This is a genomic window from Lactonifactor sp. BIOML-A5 (assembly GCF_009677585.1).
GTDB lineage: Bacteria > Bacillota > Clostridia > Lachnospirales > Lachnospiraceae > Lactonifactor.
The window spans coordinates 1-15,509 of sequence record NZ_WKYV01000009.1; the positions used below are offsets into that span (position 1 = coordinate 1).

A 15,509-nucleotide genomic window follows, 5' to 3' on the forward strand; every position below is an offset into this window, starting at 1 on the left:
GTTTTGGGGCGTCCGTTATGATCCGCATAGCGTCCGCTCTGAAACGCATCAGAGTCCGCTGGGCTCCGCAGAATGCAAATTCATCATTCTTATGCTCAATATTCTGCACACAGTGTTGGATTTACAGAATTTTCTTCGTTTAAATTTATATTATCGTTTATTTTTTAACACTTTTTCTAGCTTTTATGGCTATAAATAAGAGGCGTTCACATATACGGAAATGCCCGCATTTCGAGAACGCCTCCACGGATATAACGCAGTGTACAGGAGGAACCTAATTATTTACTCTTGGCTGCTTTTACTTGTCAATATCAGCTTAGCATCTTGCAACTCCCACATAGCTAGAGGTACACCTTGTGCATGTTCTAACTTGTGTAACTGCTGGTGAAGGAACATTAGCCGCTGCATTTTGCCCGGCGGTACTTGATGCTTTTCCTACATCTTTTTTATCACGTTTAATATCCAGATCAAATTCATCATATTTACTCATATGCTTTCCTCCTATTGTCCCCCCGTACACTGCAGGAAATATGCATATTTTTACATTAATTTAATAATAATCTGTCCCATGAATAAACATTACATTTCACTAAACTTAACAGAGCTATTACAATTCCCAAACTTCCTTCCAAAAAACTATTGTCATCAACAAATGACTTTTGTACTATATTTTCAATGATATCGTAGCGAACATCTCTGAATCCATATCCTAATCCGGGATTATACAATTCCATCATTTTTTTTACTATCCTGATAATTTGCATGTATATCAGGTCACTATTCTTATCACGATAAATCTTTACTAAAATGAGAAGCATGCCTGCATATCCATGACAAATTATTGGAGATTCCAGCTCATACTCATCAATGGGGCATCCGGCAATACGTTCGCTGTTTAGACAGGCAAATTCCTGTAACGATTTATCATTTATGTATTTAGAGATTGTATAGAGAGCTCCCGTTATTCCTATAGAGCCATAGCACCAACTCTGCCGTTTATCAGAACCATCTGTTCTTTTAGCCGTGTAGCTGTCAAAGTCTAACTGTCCCGGCCAAACTGTAACGCCGTCCTCATTCCTGCGGCTGTATTCTCTGTATGTTTCAAGTGCATTTTCCACAACTTTTAAGGATACATATTTCGGCATTACTATATCTGATGCTTTAGCCAGTGCAAATATAGGACCAATTAATCCATGTGATACACTAAAATTAAATAATCCTCTGGGATATCTCATCCGCAGCTCTTCATCATAAATATTATCATTGGATATAAACCAATTCTCAATCATAGCATTGCCAAACGGATGCACACCGGTGATAATCGATTCTAAACAACTGCTTACTTTTATAATAGTAAAATTTCTCTTTTTATTTTCCGGACATTTCACCAAATAAATCATACTGCCTGCCAAACCGCTGATCACATCGTAATAAGACTCCTTTATCGTATATATCTCTGCCAAAACAAAGTCACAGAAGTCACTTATACTTTCATAAGCTATATCATTGTAGGTATTTGTGAATTTCTTAAATGTATCAGTAGCTAAACTCATGACATTTAAACTATATCCGAAATCAGAGATTCCCCCGCCATACAGTCCGACAGTCTGGGGAATACCCTTTTGCTCAAATCCTTTTTTTATTCTGTTTACTGCAAGAAATATATTGTCAAGTCCTCTTTCTTTTTCTCTAAACAGCTCCATTCCTTCGCTCATAACAAGAATATAGTCAGATAATATACAATCATCTATATTACCATCATTTATATCCTTATCAAGCTTACAAAAGTAAGCGTCCAATATTTCTATTACCTGTTCAAGCATTAAATGGTCTTTTACTATAGTGCCGTTTATTCTCTCTTTATTTATCCATCTATTATTATACAAGGTACAACCACCTCTCCCATTCCGTTTCCTGCGCAAATAAAGATATTAATGATAAAAGCTCCCCGGTTCTGCTATACAAAAAATTATGAAAAGCTTCCTTTCTTTTAACATCAGGTTGGCTGGTTATACTATTAATAATAATGTCACTTAATAAAATTTCTTTCTCATACAGTAAATTATTGTAGTTCTCTCTGTTCACAACATTAAGAATGGATAAAAGCCCCCCATACCCATGACATAATATTGCAGATTCAAGTTTATAGGTATTAATATTGAGATTAGCAATGCCTATTATATTTTTATAGGCAAACTCCATTAAAGCTCCATCCGATATATTTTTTCCTACTAGATAGAGAGCTCTGCTTATTCCAATATTTCCATAGCACCAGCTCACCCTATTATTTCTTTTATCCGTATTCCATTCCAATCGCTGGAAGTCTGTAAAGTCCAGCTGTGATGGCCAATGAAATACACCATTTATATCCTTCTTGAATATCATATACAAATCTACGAGCTTACAAATAGCTTCCCTCTGACCCTCTACCACTATTTTTTTACTGTAAGCCTCTGCCATAACCATTAATGGTCCCATCATGCCATGAGATAATCCAAAATCTATGCTTCCATGGGGATACTCCTCTACGTCTTGTATCCGATATTGGTTTCCTGTTTTTATATGCCAACCTGGCACTGAAGTTTTTTTTGCACAGCATATTGTGACAAAATAATTCAGGATTTCTTTGAGGAGAAAATTTTCAGGTTCACTTAATTTCCTATCCCATAAATAATACATAGCTATACCAGTCAAACCATTAATCAAATCATAATGAATCACCTTCAGCTCTTCTATCTCCTCTTTACAGCAAGCGGTATAGCCTATGGCCTCCTGGCAGACAATTGACTCTAATGTTTGAAGGAATTTTCCATATGCCCCTGTCTTTTTGTAAAATATTTTAGCTGCAAAGAGGATTTCTGTCAGCCCTCCGAAGGCTCCCAGTCCTGAAAAAGTTCCTCCATTTTCCTGAATCTCCTTTTTTAATACATTCATAATAAGATATGAAAATTCCATACATTTTTCTTTATTATCCAGATATGGGTATACTTCACCCAGAAACACCAAAGTACCTGTGCAGCCTTCAGGCTCAGACTCATACTCTGCAATTTTTCACTCTTCTTAAAGATTCCTCTTCCAATTGCTACTCTCTGCCATTCTCCAATTGAAAGTTGTTTCTTTCCAAACCAATTTCCTAAAAGCACATCAACTCCATCGTCCTGCCATATGTTTTCTTTTAATTTAACATATTTTAATATATTCTCAATTTGTATAGTATTATCTATGTGCTCCAGATCCCCGTAACCTATATTATCTTTTAAGGATGCCTCATATTTCATATAATCCTGAAATACGCAGCTGACAGACTCATAATATGATTCTTTATTAATTGTTTTCAAGTTAATATTATTAACTAAAATATCACCTTCATAGTCGTCATATAATCCTAATATTATCTTGATAAGTGTAGACTTACCCGATCCGTTTTTTCCCACAATCCCTAAGACTTCATTCTTTTTGATTGTAAAGCTAATGTCCCGTAACGAATATTCAGATGAACCTTTATATTTATAAGATAAATGAATAATCTGAATGCTGTCTATCCCAGAAATTTTGACAGAAGAATCCTCTAAAGGGACTGCAGTTTTTAACTCTAAAAAGTCAAAAAGCCAACCAATCAGTAAAGCTTCATTCGCTATAGAGCTAAAGTATTCGAAAATACTTTCCAGGTTATTTTTAATTGAGAATATACATTTCGTGTATGTAACAACATCCCCGATCAAAATAATTTGCTTAATTCCGCAAAAAACCAGGTATAAAAATGCACCTCCTGCTGCTATTTGATCGCACAGAAGCAATCCTGTCTGTACAAAAATTGATTTTTTTGCCAAGTTTACATCCTGCTGGATAATCCTGTCCATTAATGCAGTGTACTTTTTTATAAAATATTCTTTCAGTCCAAATATTCTTATTTCTTTGAATGCTACGCCAGTCATTATCAGATAATCAATATACCAAATATTTCTTTCATCCTTTGTTCTTCTGGATCTCATATCATATTGCATTTTTGCTATTTTTAACGTAAATAAATACTTCAAAAATGGGAATATCAGTATTATGAGTATGACAATCCATCCTGTCCTAAAATTAGCCAGGATAATAAGCGACGAACATATGGTAATAACCAATTGCAGAATAGAAGTAAACTGTCCAAAAAAGCTTAAAACAGTTTGCCCATTTTGTTGCTGAGCCCTGTTTATAACGTCATATATTTCCGCATTCTCATAATCTTTTAATGATAGATCAACACCCTTTTTCAGTCTTAACAATTCTATGTACTTATTAAAGTGAGAAAGAAACTTCGTATAATAGTAATTATAAATTGCTGAGAGCAGGGAGGAAGCCATATCTATTAATGTATATAATATTATCAGGTAAATAAAAGGCAAAAGACCTCTGTCACCGGACTGCAGCTTATTCAAGATTTTCTGCATAACTACTAAAGATAAAGCTGGAAATATGCCCTGTAAAATTGAAAAGCACAACGTCACACACATATATAATCTGCTATACCTTAAAATAAGATAAAAACATTTTTTTAGGTTAATAACAATATCTTTAATTTTAGTTTCATCATTCATTCTATTTTCCCTGCTGAAACAAAATACTTTTGTTTTTCATTCCAAGCATGTAACGTATGTCGTGCAATTGACAAAACCTTTGTTTCCCAATTTCTGTCACCGCTGATCCTGTTACAAAACATATGGCATAAGGATAAAAAAATGTCCCAGCTATCGTTTTTAAGATGGTTACTTTCAGATATTTGATTCATCTTTATAAAATAATGATCCAAACTCTCTTCCACTTTGCACATTGCTTGCTGAAGGAAAAGGGGGAGCCTTCCCTTGTTTTCCAGAATCCCCATATATTCCGCTCTGTTTTTTTGGAATTCACTTCGGAATAAGTCCGGATTAATCAGCTTATTTAAATATAGCTCTGCCCTCTCCATATTTTTAATAATATGTTTGGCAATATTAATGATTGCGGATACTGCAATGTAATCCTCGGATATTTCGTCACACTCATCTTTTGATTGTAAAATATGTAACACTAATAAGCTGTCTTGATAAAAGTAGGCTTCAACCTCATGAATAAGCGCTGCTCCTCCGTAGCGTTCACATTCCCTTTCATAGATATCAATAGTATAGCGAATACTGAATCCTTTCATACAGTCTCTGTCAAACCATTGATTAAATATATGTATGATTTCAAATGGCTTTGAAACTTGTATTCGGAATCTGATATGAAAATCCGGATCAGAATATCTGATAAAAAAGAACTTATCTATTAATTGGTTTTCTAACAGATATTTTGCAAAAGCACTTAAATGTGTCCTCAAAAAGTCGTTGCACTGATTTTCCTCCAGATAAATCTTAAAATAATACCATCCCTCCTGTCCGGGGTATAGAATCTTATTCTTATCTGGTAAATTAAGTTTGTCATTAAAGCCTTCCATGGTCCCTTCTGCGCCCATCAAGTTCTGTTTGATACATTCAACAGTTATCTCGGAAAAAAATATCCTTTGGCTGTTATCCGTTAACCAAGTATTGCTCTCTGCTTCTCTCTCTGCAGACTCCAGAATGACCCAATCAGCTGAACGCAGACTTTTTTTAATTTCAGAGTATAGGCATTGCATGCATATATCATTGAACAGATCAAAAATCAGATATTTATCATCTATACCCACGTATACCCATCTTGGTAGTCTCCATTTGTGCATGAACGAAGAAAACTTAATCGTAAAATCATGATAGTTTTCTATTGTACTCATATCTTCTCTATATAATTTCCAGCACTCTCTCTGTATAATAACATTGCCGTATCTTATCTGGGGGATATACCTGCTTTCGTTAGCCTGCAGATAATAAATATTTTCTAATGGCTCTATATGATATGCATAAGTAACCTCCCGCAGAAACCTAATGTAGCAATCATCATCCAAGCGCGTAATCATACTGTCGGAAACAGCAGCTATAATTTTATTGTAAGCTTTAGATTTTATATAAAATCTATCATTGTCTTTATTAATTCCAATAACCAAATCCTGAAGAGATATTTCCGTCTGATATTTCTCTGGGGCAAGGTTATAATTTAATTGATATTTATAATTTTTTTTACCACCGCTTACATTATTGACTCTTCCCTCTCTCGGCAAATGTATGGACTCTGCATACAAATATTTAGCATTGTCAATTTCTTTTTTATAAAATAAAGCTATCTCTTCTTTATATGCATCACTTAAAGCATTATAAAAACGGTTGGTCAGCTTTCCTATTCGGTTTGCCCCAATACAATGGCCTAAAATAATTTTATAATTATCCTGATCGATTTGTTCCGTGTTCTCTGCCAAAATGGCGGCATTTAATTCAAATGAACTGGCATATGTTATTTTACTTTCTTTATGGGAGATTTGAAGATGCTTAAGGTATTTGATATCCTCATCGTCCACTACACACTCCCTTATCTGATTTTTAATGCAATACAGAATCTTATCTTTGAAGTATTTCTCTATTAATTCTCTTTTTTTACTTCCTTTATATTCGTTTCCCGTTTTAAGCAGGGGTATTTCGTAAGGATTTCCTAATCCAGCTACCGGGTTGAATAGCTCTAAGAGCGGCACTTCAATATTTGCTCCATATTTATCAAGAAACCTTTCTTTGTAGCTAGTTAAGTATGCCGGCTCATTATCTGAGGACGACACTATAATCAAAAAATTTGCAAAACGCTCTAATTCTTGTCTTATATTTTGATTCAGACAGATTTTCTCTATGCTGTGTTGACAAATCACGTTTATATAATTTGTGCTCTTATGTATTTCCTCCATTTTTTCACACAAGTTTTGGTATAAATCTATCCCTTTTCCGTAAGGTTTACTACTATATTCCAGTCTTAGTTCATTGACTTTTAATAATTTCTCATAATAATTACTGTTTTGAGTATTTAGTTTATAGTCTTTTAGCTGATCCAGCAAATTCTGTAATGGATCTGTCTCTGACAGTCCTCCCCGTATATCAGTTATTAAAAACCCATTTTCTATAAGACTAAGTAAAAAGCCCTTTAATTTATCTTTAGGAACATTCAAATTATACTTTACAAAAGCATAAAAAAGCTTTTCAAACGGAATCCAATCACTTGTATTATCCCTAATAAATTTAACCTGTCCCGTAAATCTAATCTTAGAATTTTTAAAATACCCTTCTCTGTGATCTAACTGTCCATAATTATGATTATAAGGATTTACAATTCTGTCGCCATGTATAAAGCATTCTGAATTAAATTTAACTTTTGTATTATACACTACATCAAAATCCTTTTCTAAAGTCTGGATGACTCCATAAAACCAAGCCATATCTACGCGGCAATATTTTTCAGCTTCTTCCTCACTGCCTGATTCGCAGCTTGTCGCCTCCCCAAAATTACCGCACCGAACACCTGCAAACATTCCATATGGGGTTGAACGTGAAAGGTATCTTATATAATATTTAATAATAGCTTCGCTCTGTGTAGTATTTAACTTTCCTTTTTTAATTTTCATCCATAATTCCAGGTTAGCAATCGCCAAAGCTTCACAAAAGATAGGATCTTCCTTCAAAATATTAAAGATTGTACTGGTACTGTCATCTGACATTTCCATTATTGAAAATTGATTAAACCCCTGCAAGGGAGCCCTTAAAAGAAAGTTATTGCCGATTATATATTCCATATACATTACCATGCCATACAAATATCCATATAGCGTATCCTTCCCTTAATCCCTCAAATATAATCGTCTTAAACCGATTTGAATTTTTGCTATAATCTGATTTTTTTAAATTAAACACATAATTTACATTCTTTTTTAATTACAACCTCATTATTACAGATATTTATACATATGTATATCCCCAATACTGCCATTTTCTTTATCAATCTTGCGTTTTATCCGGATATGTTTACAGCAAAAAGGCCCTGTTCATTCGAACAGGACCTTTTTTGAGGAGTTTTATAAAAAGTATGATGATACTTATTAGTGGAAGGAATGCCTCACATTGCTGCAAGGCAGTATGAAAAAGAAAATTAATTGCAGTAACGTTTTGTTACTATGCATTTATCATACCTTCCAATTATGACCTCCCCATGTAAAAGTTGTGAACGTTTCGTGAAGACATTTTATACTTTTTGTGGCTATCAGCCCAAAAGTCCTCCAATGCTCAGGAACAGCGGTGCGAACACCAGGGAAATAACTGTCATTAATTTAATTAAGATGTTAATTGACGGGCCTGAAGTATCCTTAAAGGGATCTCCTACCGTATCGCCTACAACTGCCGCTTTGTGGGCCTCACTGCCTTTACCGCCGTGATTGCCGCCCTCAATATACTTCTTGGCATTGTCCCAGGCTCCGCCGGCATTACTCATAAAGATTGCCATCAGCACACCGGTCACCAGTGAACCTGCCAGAAGGCCTCCCAGGGCTTCTGTGCCCAGAACAATTCCCACTGCCAGAGGCGCCAATACCGCCATCACGCCGGGAATCAACATCTCTCTGAGTGCGGCTGTGGTGGAAATAGACACACAGGACTTATAATCCGGTTTTCCTGTCCCCTCCATAATGCCGGGAATCTCACGGAACTGTCTTCTTACTTCCTCAATCATCTTATAAGCTGCCTTGGAAACAGATTCCATGGTCAAAGCTGAGAATAAGAACGGAAGCATACCGCCGATTAACAATCCAATAATTACATTAGAGTTTAGAATATCAATTACCTGAAGCTGCACAGCCTGGGAATAGGAGGCAAACAATGCCAGAGCCGTTAACGCCGCGGAACCGATGGCAAATCCTTTTCCCATGGCGGCTGTAGTGTTTCCCACTGAGTCCAGCTTGTCTGTGATCTCTCTGACTTTGTGGTCCAGACCGGACATTTCAGCGATTCCCCCGGCGTTATCTGCAATAGGACCATAGGCATCTACCGCAACAGTAATGCCTGTTGTGGAAAGCATTCCCACTGCCGCAAGGGCAATTCCGTACAGCCCGCACACTTTATAGGACACAAAGATACCGATACAGATTAGAAGTATAGGGACACAGGTAGAAAGCATACCTACTGCCAGTCCACTGATAATCGTGGTTGCCGGCCCTGTCTCTGACTGCTGGGCAATCTTCTTCACCGACTTGTACTCATCAGAGGTATAAACTTCTGTCACAATACCAATTACAATTCCAACCAGCAGGCCTGCGATAATCGCTGCGGCTGCCTTAAAATCGTCAAAAAATACCTTGCTCATAATCAGGGAACAGATAAGCACCAGACCGCCTGATACGTAGCTTCCCATTTTCAGAGCCTGATGGGGCTTGCTGTTCTCTCCGCCCCTGACAAAGAAGCTTCCGATAATGGATGCGATAATACCGATTGCGGCAAGTACCAGAGGGAATACAGCACCTTTCGCCTGATATACAACAATCCCGAGAGTAACCGCTGATACCAGAGAGCCTACATAAGATTCAAACAAATCAGCGCCCATACCTGCCACATCGCCTACATTATCACCTACATTGTCGGCGATAACTGCAGGATTTCTGGGATCATCCTCAGGGATCCCCGCTTCCACCTTACCAACCAGGTCTGCGCCTACGTCTGCCGCCTTAGTATAGATACCGCCGCCTACACGCGCAAATAATGCAATGGATGACGCACCCAGGCTGAATCCTGACAGTACATCCACATTTCCCGTAATTACGTAAATCAGACTGCATCCTAACAGTCCCAGACCAACTACGCACATTCCCATAACTGCTCCGCCGTGGAAAGCCACTGTCAGAGCCTTGTTCATGCCGCCTGTCCTGGCAGCATTGGCTGTACGCACATTCGCCTTTGTAGCCACATTCATGCCGAAGTAGCCGGCCAGAACTGAAAAACCCGCGCCTACCAGAAAGCAGACCGCTGTCACCCAGTTCCCGATTCCAAATCCAATTACAACAAATAATACCGCCACAAAGATTACCAGTATCCGGTATTCGGAGAAGAGAAATGCGCTGGCACCTTCACTGATTGCCTTTGCAATTTCTTTCATTTTGTCGTTGCCGTCCTCCTGTCGGCTTACGTTGCTGGCCAGATAAAAAGCAAACACTAACGCCAGTATACCAGCAACCACTGCTACATACACCACTTGTTCCATACCTTTAACACTCCTTTTTGTTTTTCAGGAAGTGCCCCTTTCCCCCCGGAGCACTTCCCGTGTATAGTTTTGTCTTTCTCATTTTACTATACATTATTCACAAAAAGCAACACTTCATTTGAATTCTTTGAGTAAATTTGTCTATTTCTCCTGAATACTTACGGATTCAATGGCTACACTGCCTCCCCGCACCACTTCTATATTCTGGAAATTTGCCGAAATCAGGCGGATAATGTCATCATTTTTGGTCTCGGTCTGCAGGCATTCCAATAATACGGCATTTTTTCCATAATCTGCGATATTGAGTCCAAATACCTCTGCGATCCGGAAGATCTCTGTTTTCGCTCTCTCGTCACAATCCTTTACTTTGATATACAGCACTTCTTTTCTGTGAATAGGGATGTTTGTAAAGTCTATGACCTTGATAACTTCAACGCAGCGGTTCAGCTGTTTTTTTATCTGTTCAAAGGTTGCATCATCGCTGTCCACACTGATGGTCATCCTGGAAACGGTCTTATCGGCAGTCTCTCCCACCGTAAGGCTTGTCAAATTGTAAGATTTTCCGGAGAACAGCCCGGATATTTTAGCCAATACGCCTACCTGATTTTCAACATATAAAGAAATCCATCTTTTTTTCATCTCTCTCACCCTCCTAACATTCCAGTATCATATTACTTAATGGCTGCCCTCCCTGTACCATGGGAAGCACAAGCTCATCACTTTGTATAATAAACTCTAACACGGTTGGTCCCTGCCTGTTCTCTCTGGCAAATGCAAATGCCCTGCTGATATCCTCTTCTCTCTCAACGCGCATCCCTTTTGCACCATATCCCTCTGCCAGCTTCATAAAATCCGGGGCATAAGGAGGACACTGAGTTCCCGGTCCTTTGCACTTGCCCTCACAGGATTTTCTTCTCCTGGTGCAGGTAGAGGAATACCTTTTATCGTAGAACAGCTGCTGCCACTGGCGTACCATTCCCAGATAACTGTTATTAAAAATACAGAGAATAACAGGAAGTTCATAAGCCGCTGCCATGGCCATTTCCTGGATTGTCATCTGAACGCCCCCGTCTCCGGCCACACAGATGACCGGTGTATCCGGATACCCCAGCTGGGCTCCCAGGGCAGCCGGAAGACCATACCCCATAGTCCCCAGTCCGCCTGAGGTGAGAAGCTGTTTCTTTTCCGTCATCTCCAGATACTGCGTTACCCACATCTGATGCTGTCCAACATCGGTTACTACAATCGCCTCCTCAAACTGCCGGTTCATCTCCCGGATAATCTTCTGAGGATTGATGCCCTCCCCATCCGGCATGTCGATGGGATGCTTCTGATCCCATTCCTTCAGCCGGGCAACCCACTCTTTATGCTCACCCTCCGGCATATTTTTAAGTATGGCCTCCATAGCATCCCGGGCATCTGCCACAATAGGAATATCTACCTGTATGTTTCTGGAGATAGAGGCCGTATCAATGTCAACGTGAATTATTTTTGCATTAGGGGCAAATTCTCCCAGCTTACCGGTTATACGGTCATTGAACCGGGTTCCGATAGAAAACAGCAGGTCACAGTCAGAGATGGCTTTATTTGCTGCATAGCACCCGTGCATTCCCACATTTCCAAAGTACAGCTCATGGTCTGTAGGCAGTGACCCACGCCCCATTATAGTTGTGATTACAGGAATTCCAGTGTGTTCTGCCAACTTTTTCGCTTCCGCCTGTCCTCTGGAGATCGTAACGCCTCCCCCCATTAAAAACAGGGGACGTTCTGCCTTTTTCAGAAGATCCGTAGCCTTTTTTATCTGACCGATATGAACCCCCTGGCTGGGTTTGTAGCCTCTGATGGATACTTGCTTCGGATACAAGCTGTCTCCCTCTTCCAGCATAATATCCTTTGGAAGGTCTACTACTACAGGACCCTTTTTACCAGTGTTGGCAATATAAAATGCCTCTTTGATAATCCGCCCCAGATCCTCTCTCCGTCTTACAGTCACCGCATATTTGCAGATACTTCTTGTGATCCCTACGATGTCAACCTCCTGAAAAGCGTCATTTCCTATCAGATTCGTTGGTACCTGTCCAGTGAAGCACACAAGAGGAACACTGTCATAATTTGCTGTGGCTATCCCGGTTACCAGATTGGTAGCCCCCGGTCCGCTGGTTACCAGACAGACACCTACCCTGCCTGTGGCCCGTGCATACCCGTCTGCCGCGTGTATCAGCCCCTGCTCATGTCTGGGCAGGATCATCTGAATGGAGTCCTGCTTATAGAGTTCATCAAAGATATCAATGGCATAACCGCCGGGGTAGCCAAACAGATAATCAACACCTTCTTTTTGCAATGCTTTTACAAATAATTCTGTTCCTTTCATTTGAAATGACCCTCCTTTTATATGTTTTTTCTGGATAACTGCGATAAAAAAGCCCTAAGCTTTTGTAAGCTTAGGGCGAATATCTCATCCGTGTTACCACCTAAATTCAGGAAGACTGCTGCTTCCCGCACTCTGCCAGTACGGATAGTATACCTCCTGACAGTTTCACACTTATCAGTACAGACATTGCTATCGATACCGTTTTCCCTGTAACGTAGGAAAGATACGTTGAGTGCTACTTGGGCAGACCGCCTGTTCGTCTCACTGCTCAAAGGCTACTTCCATACTTCCTCCGTGAAGATTCACACCATCCATCTTCTCTCTGGGACTTTGGTGAGTATGTACTCCTCCTTGTCATCGCATTTATTTTATTTGATTTTTTATAGTATACAGTCTATGTCTGCATTTGTCAAGCTGATTTTATTCTGAAATCCCTGCCACTTCATAGCCGGCCTCTGTCACTGCCTGCTTCAGCATATCATCACTGACATCACCGGAGATTTCCACATAAGCAGCCTTATCCTCCAGGCTTACCTGCGCAGTTACTCCCTCCATGGCGTTCAGCGCCTTGTCCACAGCACCTCTGCAGTGCTGGCACATCATTCCTTCAATCTTAATCGTTTTTTTCATGACTTTTCTCTCCTTTTCATTCTCTATTATTTCCGCCTCTTCTTCTGCCGGCTGCCCTGCAGACTCCCAGGTTTTGCTGCTGCTTTTAAACAGCTTCAGACGAAGGGCATTGGATACTACAAATACGCTGCTTAAGCTCATCGCTGCAGCTCCAAACATGGGGTTCAGCTTCCATCCCAGCCAGTGGTAGAAGACTCCCGCTGCCAGAGGAATTCCCAGGCTGTTATAGAAAAAGGCCCAGAACAGGTTTTGTTTGATATTCCGGATTACCGCTTTGCTGAGGCGGACTGCAGTTACTGCATCTAATAAATCATTTTTCATAAGAACCACGTCAGCACTTTCAATGGCCACATCGGTTCCTGCACCGATTGCCATCCCTACATCAGCCCTTGCCAGGGCAGGAGCATCATTCACTCCGTCCCCGATCATTGCCACTGTCTTGCCTTCTTCCTGGAGTCTGGCTATCTCTCTTTCCTTGTCCTGGGGAAGGACTTCCGCAATAACCTTCTGGATTCCCAGCTGCTTTTGAATGGCCTGAGCCGTTCTCTTATTATCCCCGGTAAGCATTACAACCTCAATTCCCATCTCCGTAAACCGGCGGATCGCCTCTTTGCTGGTTGGCTTCACAACATCTGCTACCCCAATAATTCCAACTGCCTTTTTACTGTCTGCAAACAGAAGAGGGGTCTTTCCTTCGTCGGCCAGTTTGGACAGCTGTGCTTCACACTTCTGGGTATTGATTGCCTTTTCCCGCATCAGCCGGAGATTTCCCGCGTAGTAAAGATTTCCCTCAACCTTGCCTTCCACTCCCATTCCGGGCAGGGACTGGAACTCTGTAACTGCAGGTACCGCAATCCCTTCCCGGGAAGCATATTCCATAATGGCCTCTGCCAGAGGATGCTCACTTTTTGCTTCCAAACCCGCAGCCGCCTGTAGTAGTTTGTCTTTGTCCCCGGATAAGAGAAGGATATCGGTAACCACTGGTTTGCCCTGGGTTATGGTGCCCGTCTTATCCATCACCACACTCTGTATGCTGTGTGCTGTCTCCAAAGCCTCTCCTGACTTAATCAGGATGCCGTTTTCCGCACCTTTGCCGGTTCCCACCATAATTGCCACAGGAGTTGCAAGACCCAGGGCGCAGGGGCAGGATATGACCAGCACACAGATAGCTGAAGACAGGGCAAATTCGAAGGTCGCTCCAGATACCAGCCAGACAATTGCAGTGAGCAGAGCGATTCCCATAACAACCGGGACAAATACCCCTGCAATTTTGTCTGCTATTTTAGCAATAGGGGCCTTGCTGGAACTGGCCTCTTCCACCAGCCGGATAATCTGGGAGAAAGTTGTATCGTCCCCTACCTTAGAAGCCCGGATACTGATAAACCCAGTTTTATTTATGGTTGCCCCTATGACAGCATCCTTTTCCGATTTCTGCACAGGTATACTTTCTCCTGTGATAGCCGCTTCATCAACACTGGTATTTCCCTCAAGAATCACTCCGTCCACTGGAATGCTCTGACCTGGCTTTACAAGAACAGTGTCACCCACCACTACTTCCTCAACAGGAATCTCCACCGGACCGCTCTCCCGCTGTACTACAGCTGTCTTAGGTGCCAGATCCATCAGCTTGGTAATGGCCTCGCTGGTTCTCCCCTTGGATCTGGTTTCCAGATATTTACCCAGGGTGATCAGCGCGAGAATCATTGCTGCCGATTCAAAGTATAAGTCCATATGGTACTGTTCTACCAGTTCCATATTCCCGCTGCCCAGACCGTATCCCATCCGATAGATAGCAAAGATCCCGTAAACCAGGGCCGCCGTGGAGCCAATAGCGATTAAGCTGTCCATGTTAGGAGCCATGTGGAATAATGTCTTAAAGCCCTTGATATAATATACCCGGTTCACATAGACAATCGGCAGGCACAGCAGAAACTGGGTCAGTGCAAATCCCACTGCATTCTCCAGTCCAGCCAGAAAGGGGGGCAGGGGCAGTCCTGCCATATGCCCCATGGATACATACATCAGAGGGATCAGAAATCCAAAAGAGATCCACAGGCGAAACTTCATATTCTTCAGCTGTGCCTCTACAGGGTTCTCTCCTGCCTCTGCTTTTTCAGCCTTCCGGTCACTGCCAGCTTTTTCCTCATGTACGCTGGCGCCATATCCCGCTTTTTCCACTGCCTTTGCAATGCCTCCCGGGGACAGTCTGCTATCATCAAAGTCAACCTGCATACTGTTTGTGAGCAGATTGACGCTCACAGACTGAACGCCCTCTAACTTTGCCACACATTTTTCTACCCTGGAGGAACATGCAGAACAGGTCATGCCAGTTACATCAAATTTTTCTTTCATCTGC

9 protein-coding genes and 1 other annotated feature are annotated in these 15,509 nt (G+C 40.9%); all 9 genes read right to left on the minus strand.

What is annotated here, in order from left to right; all coding sequences use genetic code 11:
• Window positions 1-316: 316 nt before the first annotated feature.
• The 9 genes from GKG41_RS09335 to GKG41_RS09375 all read right to left on the minus strand — a co-directional run bounded on the left by GKG41_RS09335 (window position 317) and on the right by GKG41_RS09375 (window position 15,505).
• The gene (locus GKG41_RS09335) at window positions 317-490 is read right to left on the minus strand and encodes a hypothetical protein (protein WP_154258249.1); all 174 of its coding nucleotides are present in this window, start codon (window positions 488-490) and stop codon (window positions 317-319) included.
• 55 nt (window positions 491-545) lie between these two features.
• Window positions 546-1,886: a lanthionine synthetase LanC family protein gene (locus GKG41_RS09340; RefSeq protein ID WP_154258250.1), complete on the minus strand. Its 1,341-nt coding sequence runs from the start codon at window positions 1,884-1,886 to the stop codon at window positions 546-548.
• Entirely contained in the window at window positions 1,879-3,003 is a 1,125-nt protein-coding gene (locus GKG41_RS09345) for a lanthionine synthetase C family protein (RefSeq protein ID WP_173017952.1), read from the minus strand. Before GKG41_RS09345 ends, GKG41_RS09340 begins: the two co-directional genes overlap by 8 nt.
• Entirely contained in the window at window positions 2,931-4,580 is a 1,650-nt protein-coding gene (locus GKG41_RS09350; RefSeq protein ID WP_154258252.1) for an ABC transporter ATP-binding protein, read from the minus strand. The genes GKG41_RS09345 and GKG41_RS09350 overlap by 73 nt, the downstream gene beginning before the upstream one ends.
• Window positions 4,577-7,702, minus strand: a complete 3,126-nt coding sequence (locus tag GKG41_RS09355) for a lantibiotic dehydratase (protein ID WP_173015690.1) — start codon at window positions 7,700-7,702, stop codon at window positions 4,577-4,579. Before GKG41_RS09355 ends, GKG41_RS09350 begins: the two co-directional genes overlap by 4 nt.
• Window positions 7,703-8,166: 464 nt before the next feature.
• Entirely contained in the window at window positions 8,167-10,152 is a 1,986-nt protein-coding gene (locus GKG41_RS09360; RefSeq protein WP_154258254.1) for a sodium-translocating pyrophosphatase, read from the minus strand.
• Window positions 10,153-10,293: 141 nt separating this feature from the next.
• Window positions 10,294-10,791 carry an acetolactate synthase small subunit gene (ilvN, locus tag GKG41_RS09365; protein ID WP_154258255.1) on the minus strand — a complete coding sequence of 166 codons (498 nt, stop codon included), beginning with the start codon at window positions 10,789-10,791 and terminating at the stop codon, window positions 10,294-10,296.
• 13 nt (window positions 10,792-10,804) lie between these two features.
• Window positions 10,805-12,523, minus strand: a complete 1,719-nt coding sequence (ilvB, locus tag GKG41_RS09370) for a biosynthetic-type acetolactate synthase large subunit (protein WP_154258256.1) — start codon at window positions 12,521-12,523, stop codon at window positions 10,805-10,807.
• 68 nt (window positions 12,524-12,591) lie between these two features.
• Window positions 12,592-12,890: a binding site (T-box leader), on the minus strand.
• 53 nt (window positions 12,891-12,943) lie between these two features.
• Window positions 12,944-15,505 (minus strand): heavy metal translocating P-type ATPase, encoded by a 2,562-nt coding sequence (locus tag GKG41_RS09375; RefSeq protein WP_154258257.1) that lies wholly within the window; start codon window positions 15,503-15,505, stop codon window positions 12,944-12,946.
• Between the last annotated feature and the right edge of the window lie 4 nt (window positions 15,506-15,509).

Excerpts from the sequence above, each read along its gene's own strand:
- ilvN (WP_154258255.1), bottom strand. The coding sequence starts at position 10,791 with ATGAAAAAAAGATGGATTTCTTTATATGTTGAAAATCAGGTAGGCGTA.
- GKG41_RS09350 (WP_154258252.1), bottom strand. The coding sequence starts at position 4,580 with ATGAATGATGAAACTAAAATTAAAGATATTGTTATTAACCTAAAAAAA.
- ilvB (WP_154258256.1), bottom strand. The coding sequence starts at position 12,523 with ATGAAAGGAACAGAATTATTTGTAAAAGCATTGCAAAAAGAAGGTGTT.
- GKG41_RS09335 (WP_154258249.1), bottom strand. The coding sequence starts at position 490 with ATGAGTAAATATGATGAATTTGATCTGGATATTAAACGTGATAAAAAA.
- GKG41_RS09355 (WP_173015690.1), bottom strand. The coding sequence starts at position 7,702 with ATGGAATATATAATCGGCAATAACTTTCTTTTAAGGGCTCCCTTGCAG.
- GKG41_RS09375 (WP_154258257.1), bottom strand. The coding sequence starts at position 15,505 with ATGAAAGAAAAATTTGATGTAACTGGCATGACCTGTTCTGCATGTTCC.
- GKG41_RS09360 (WP_154258254.1), bottom strand. The coding sequence starts at position 10,152 with ATGGAACAAGTGGTGTATGTAGCAGTGGTTGCTGGTATACTGGCGTTA.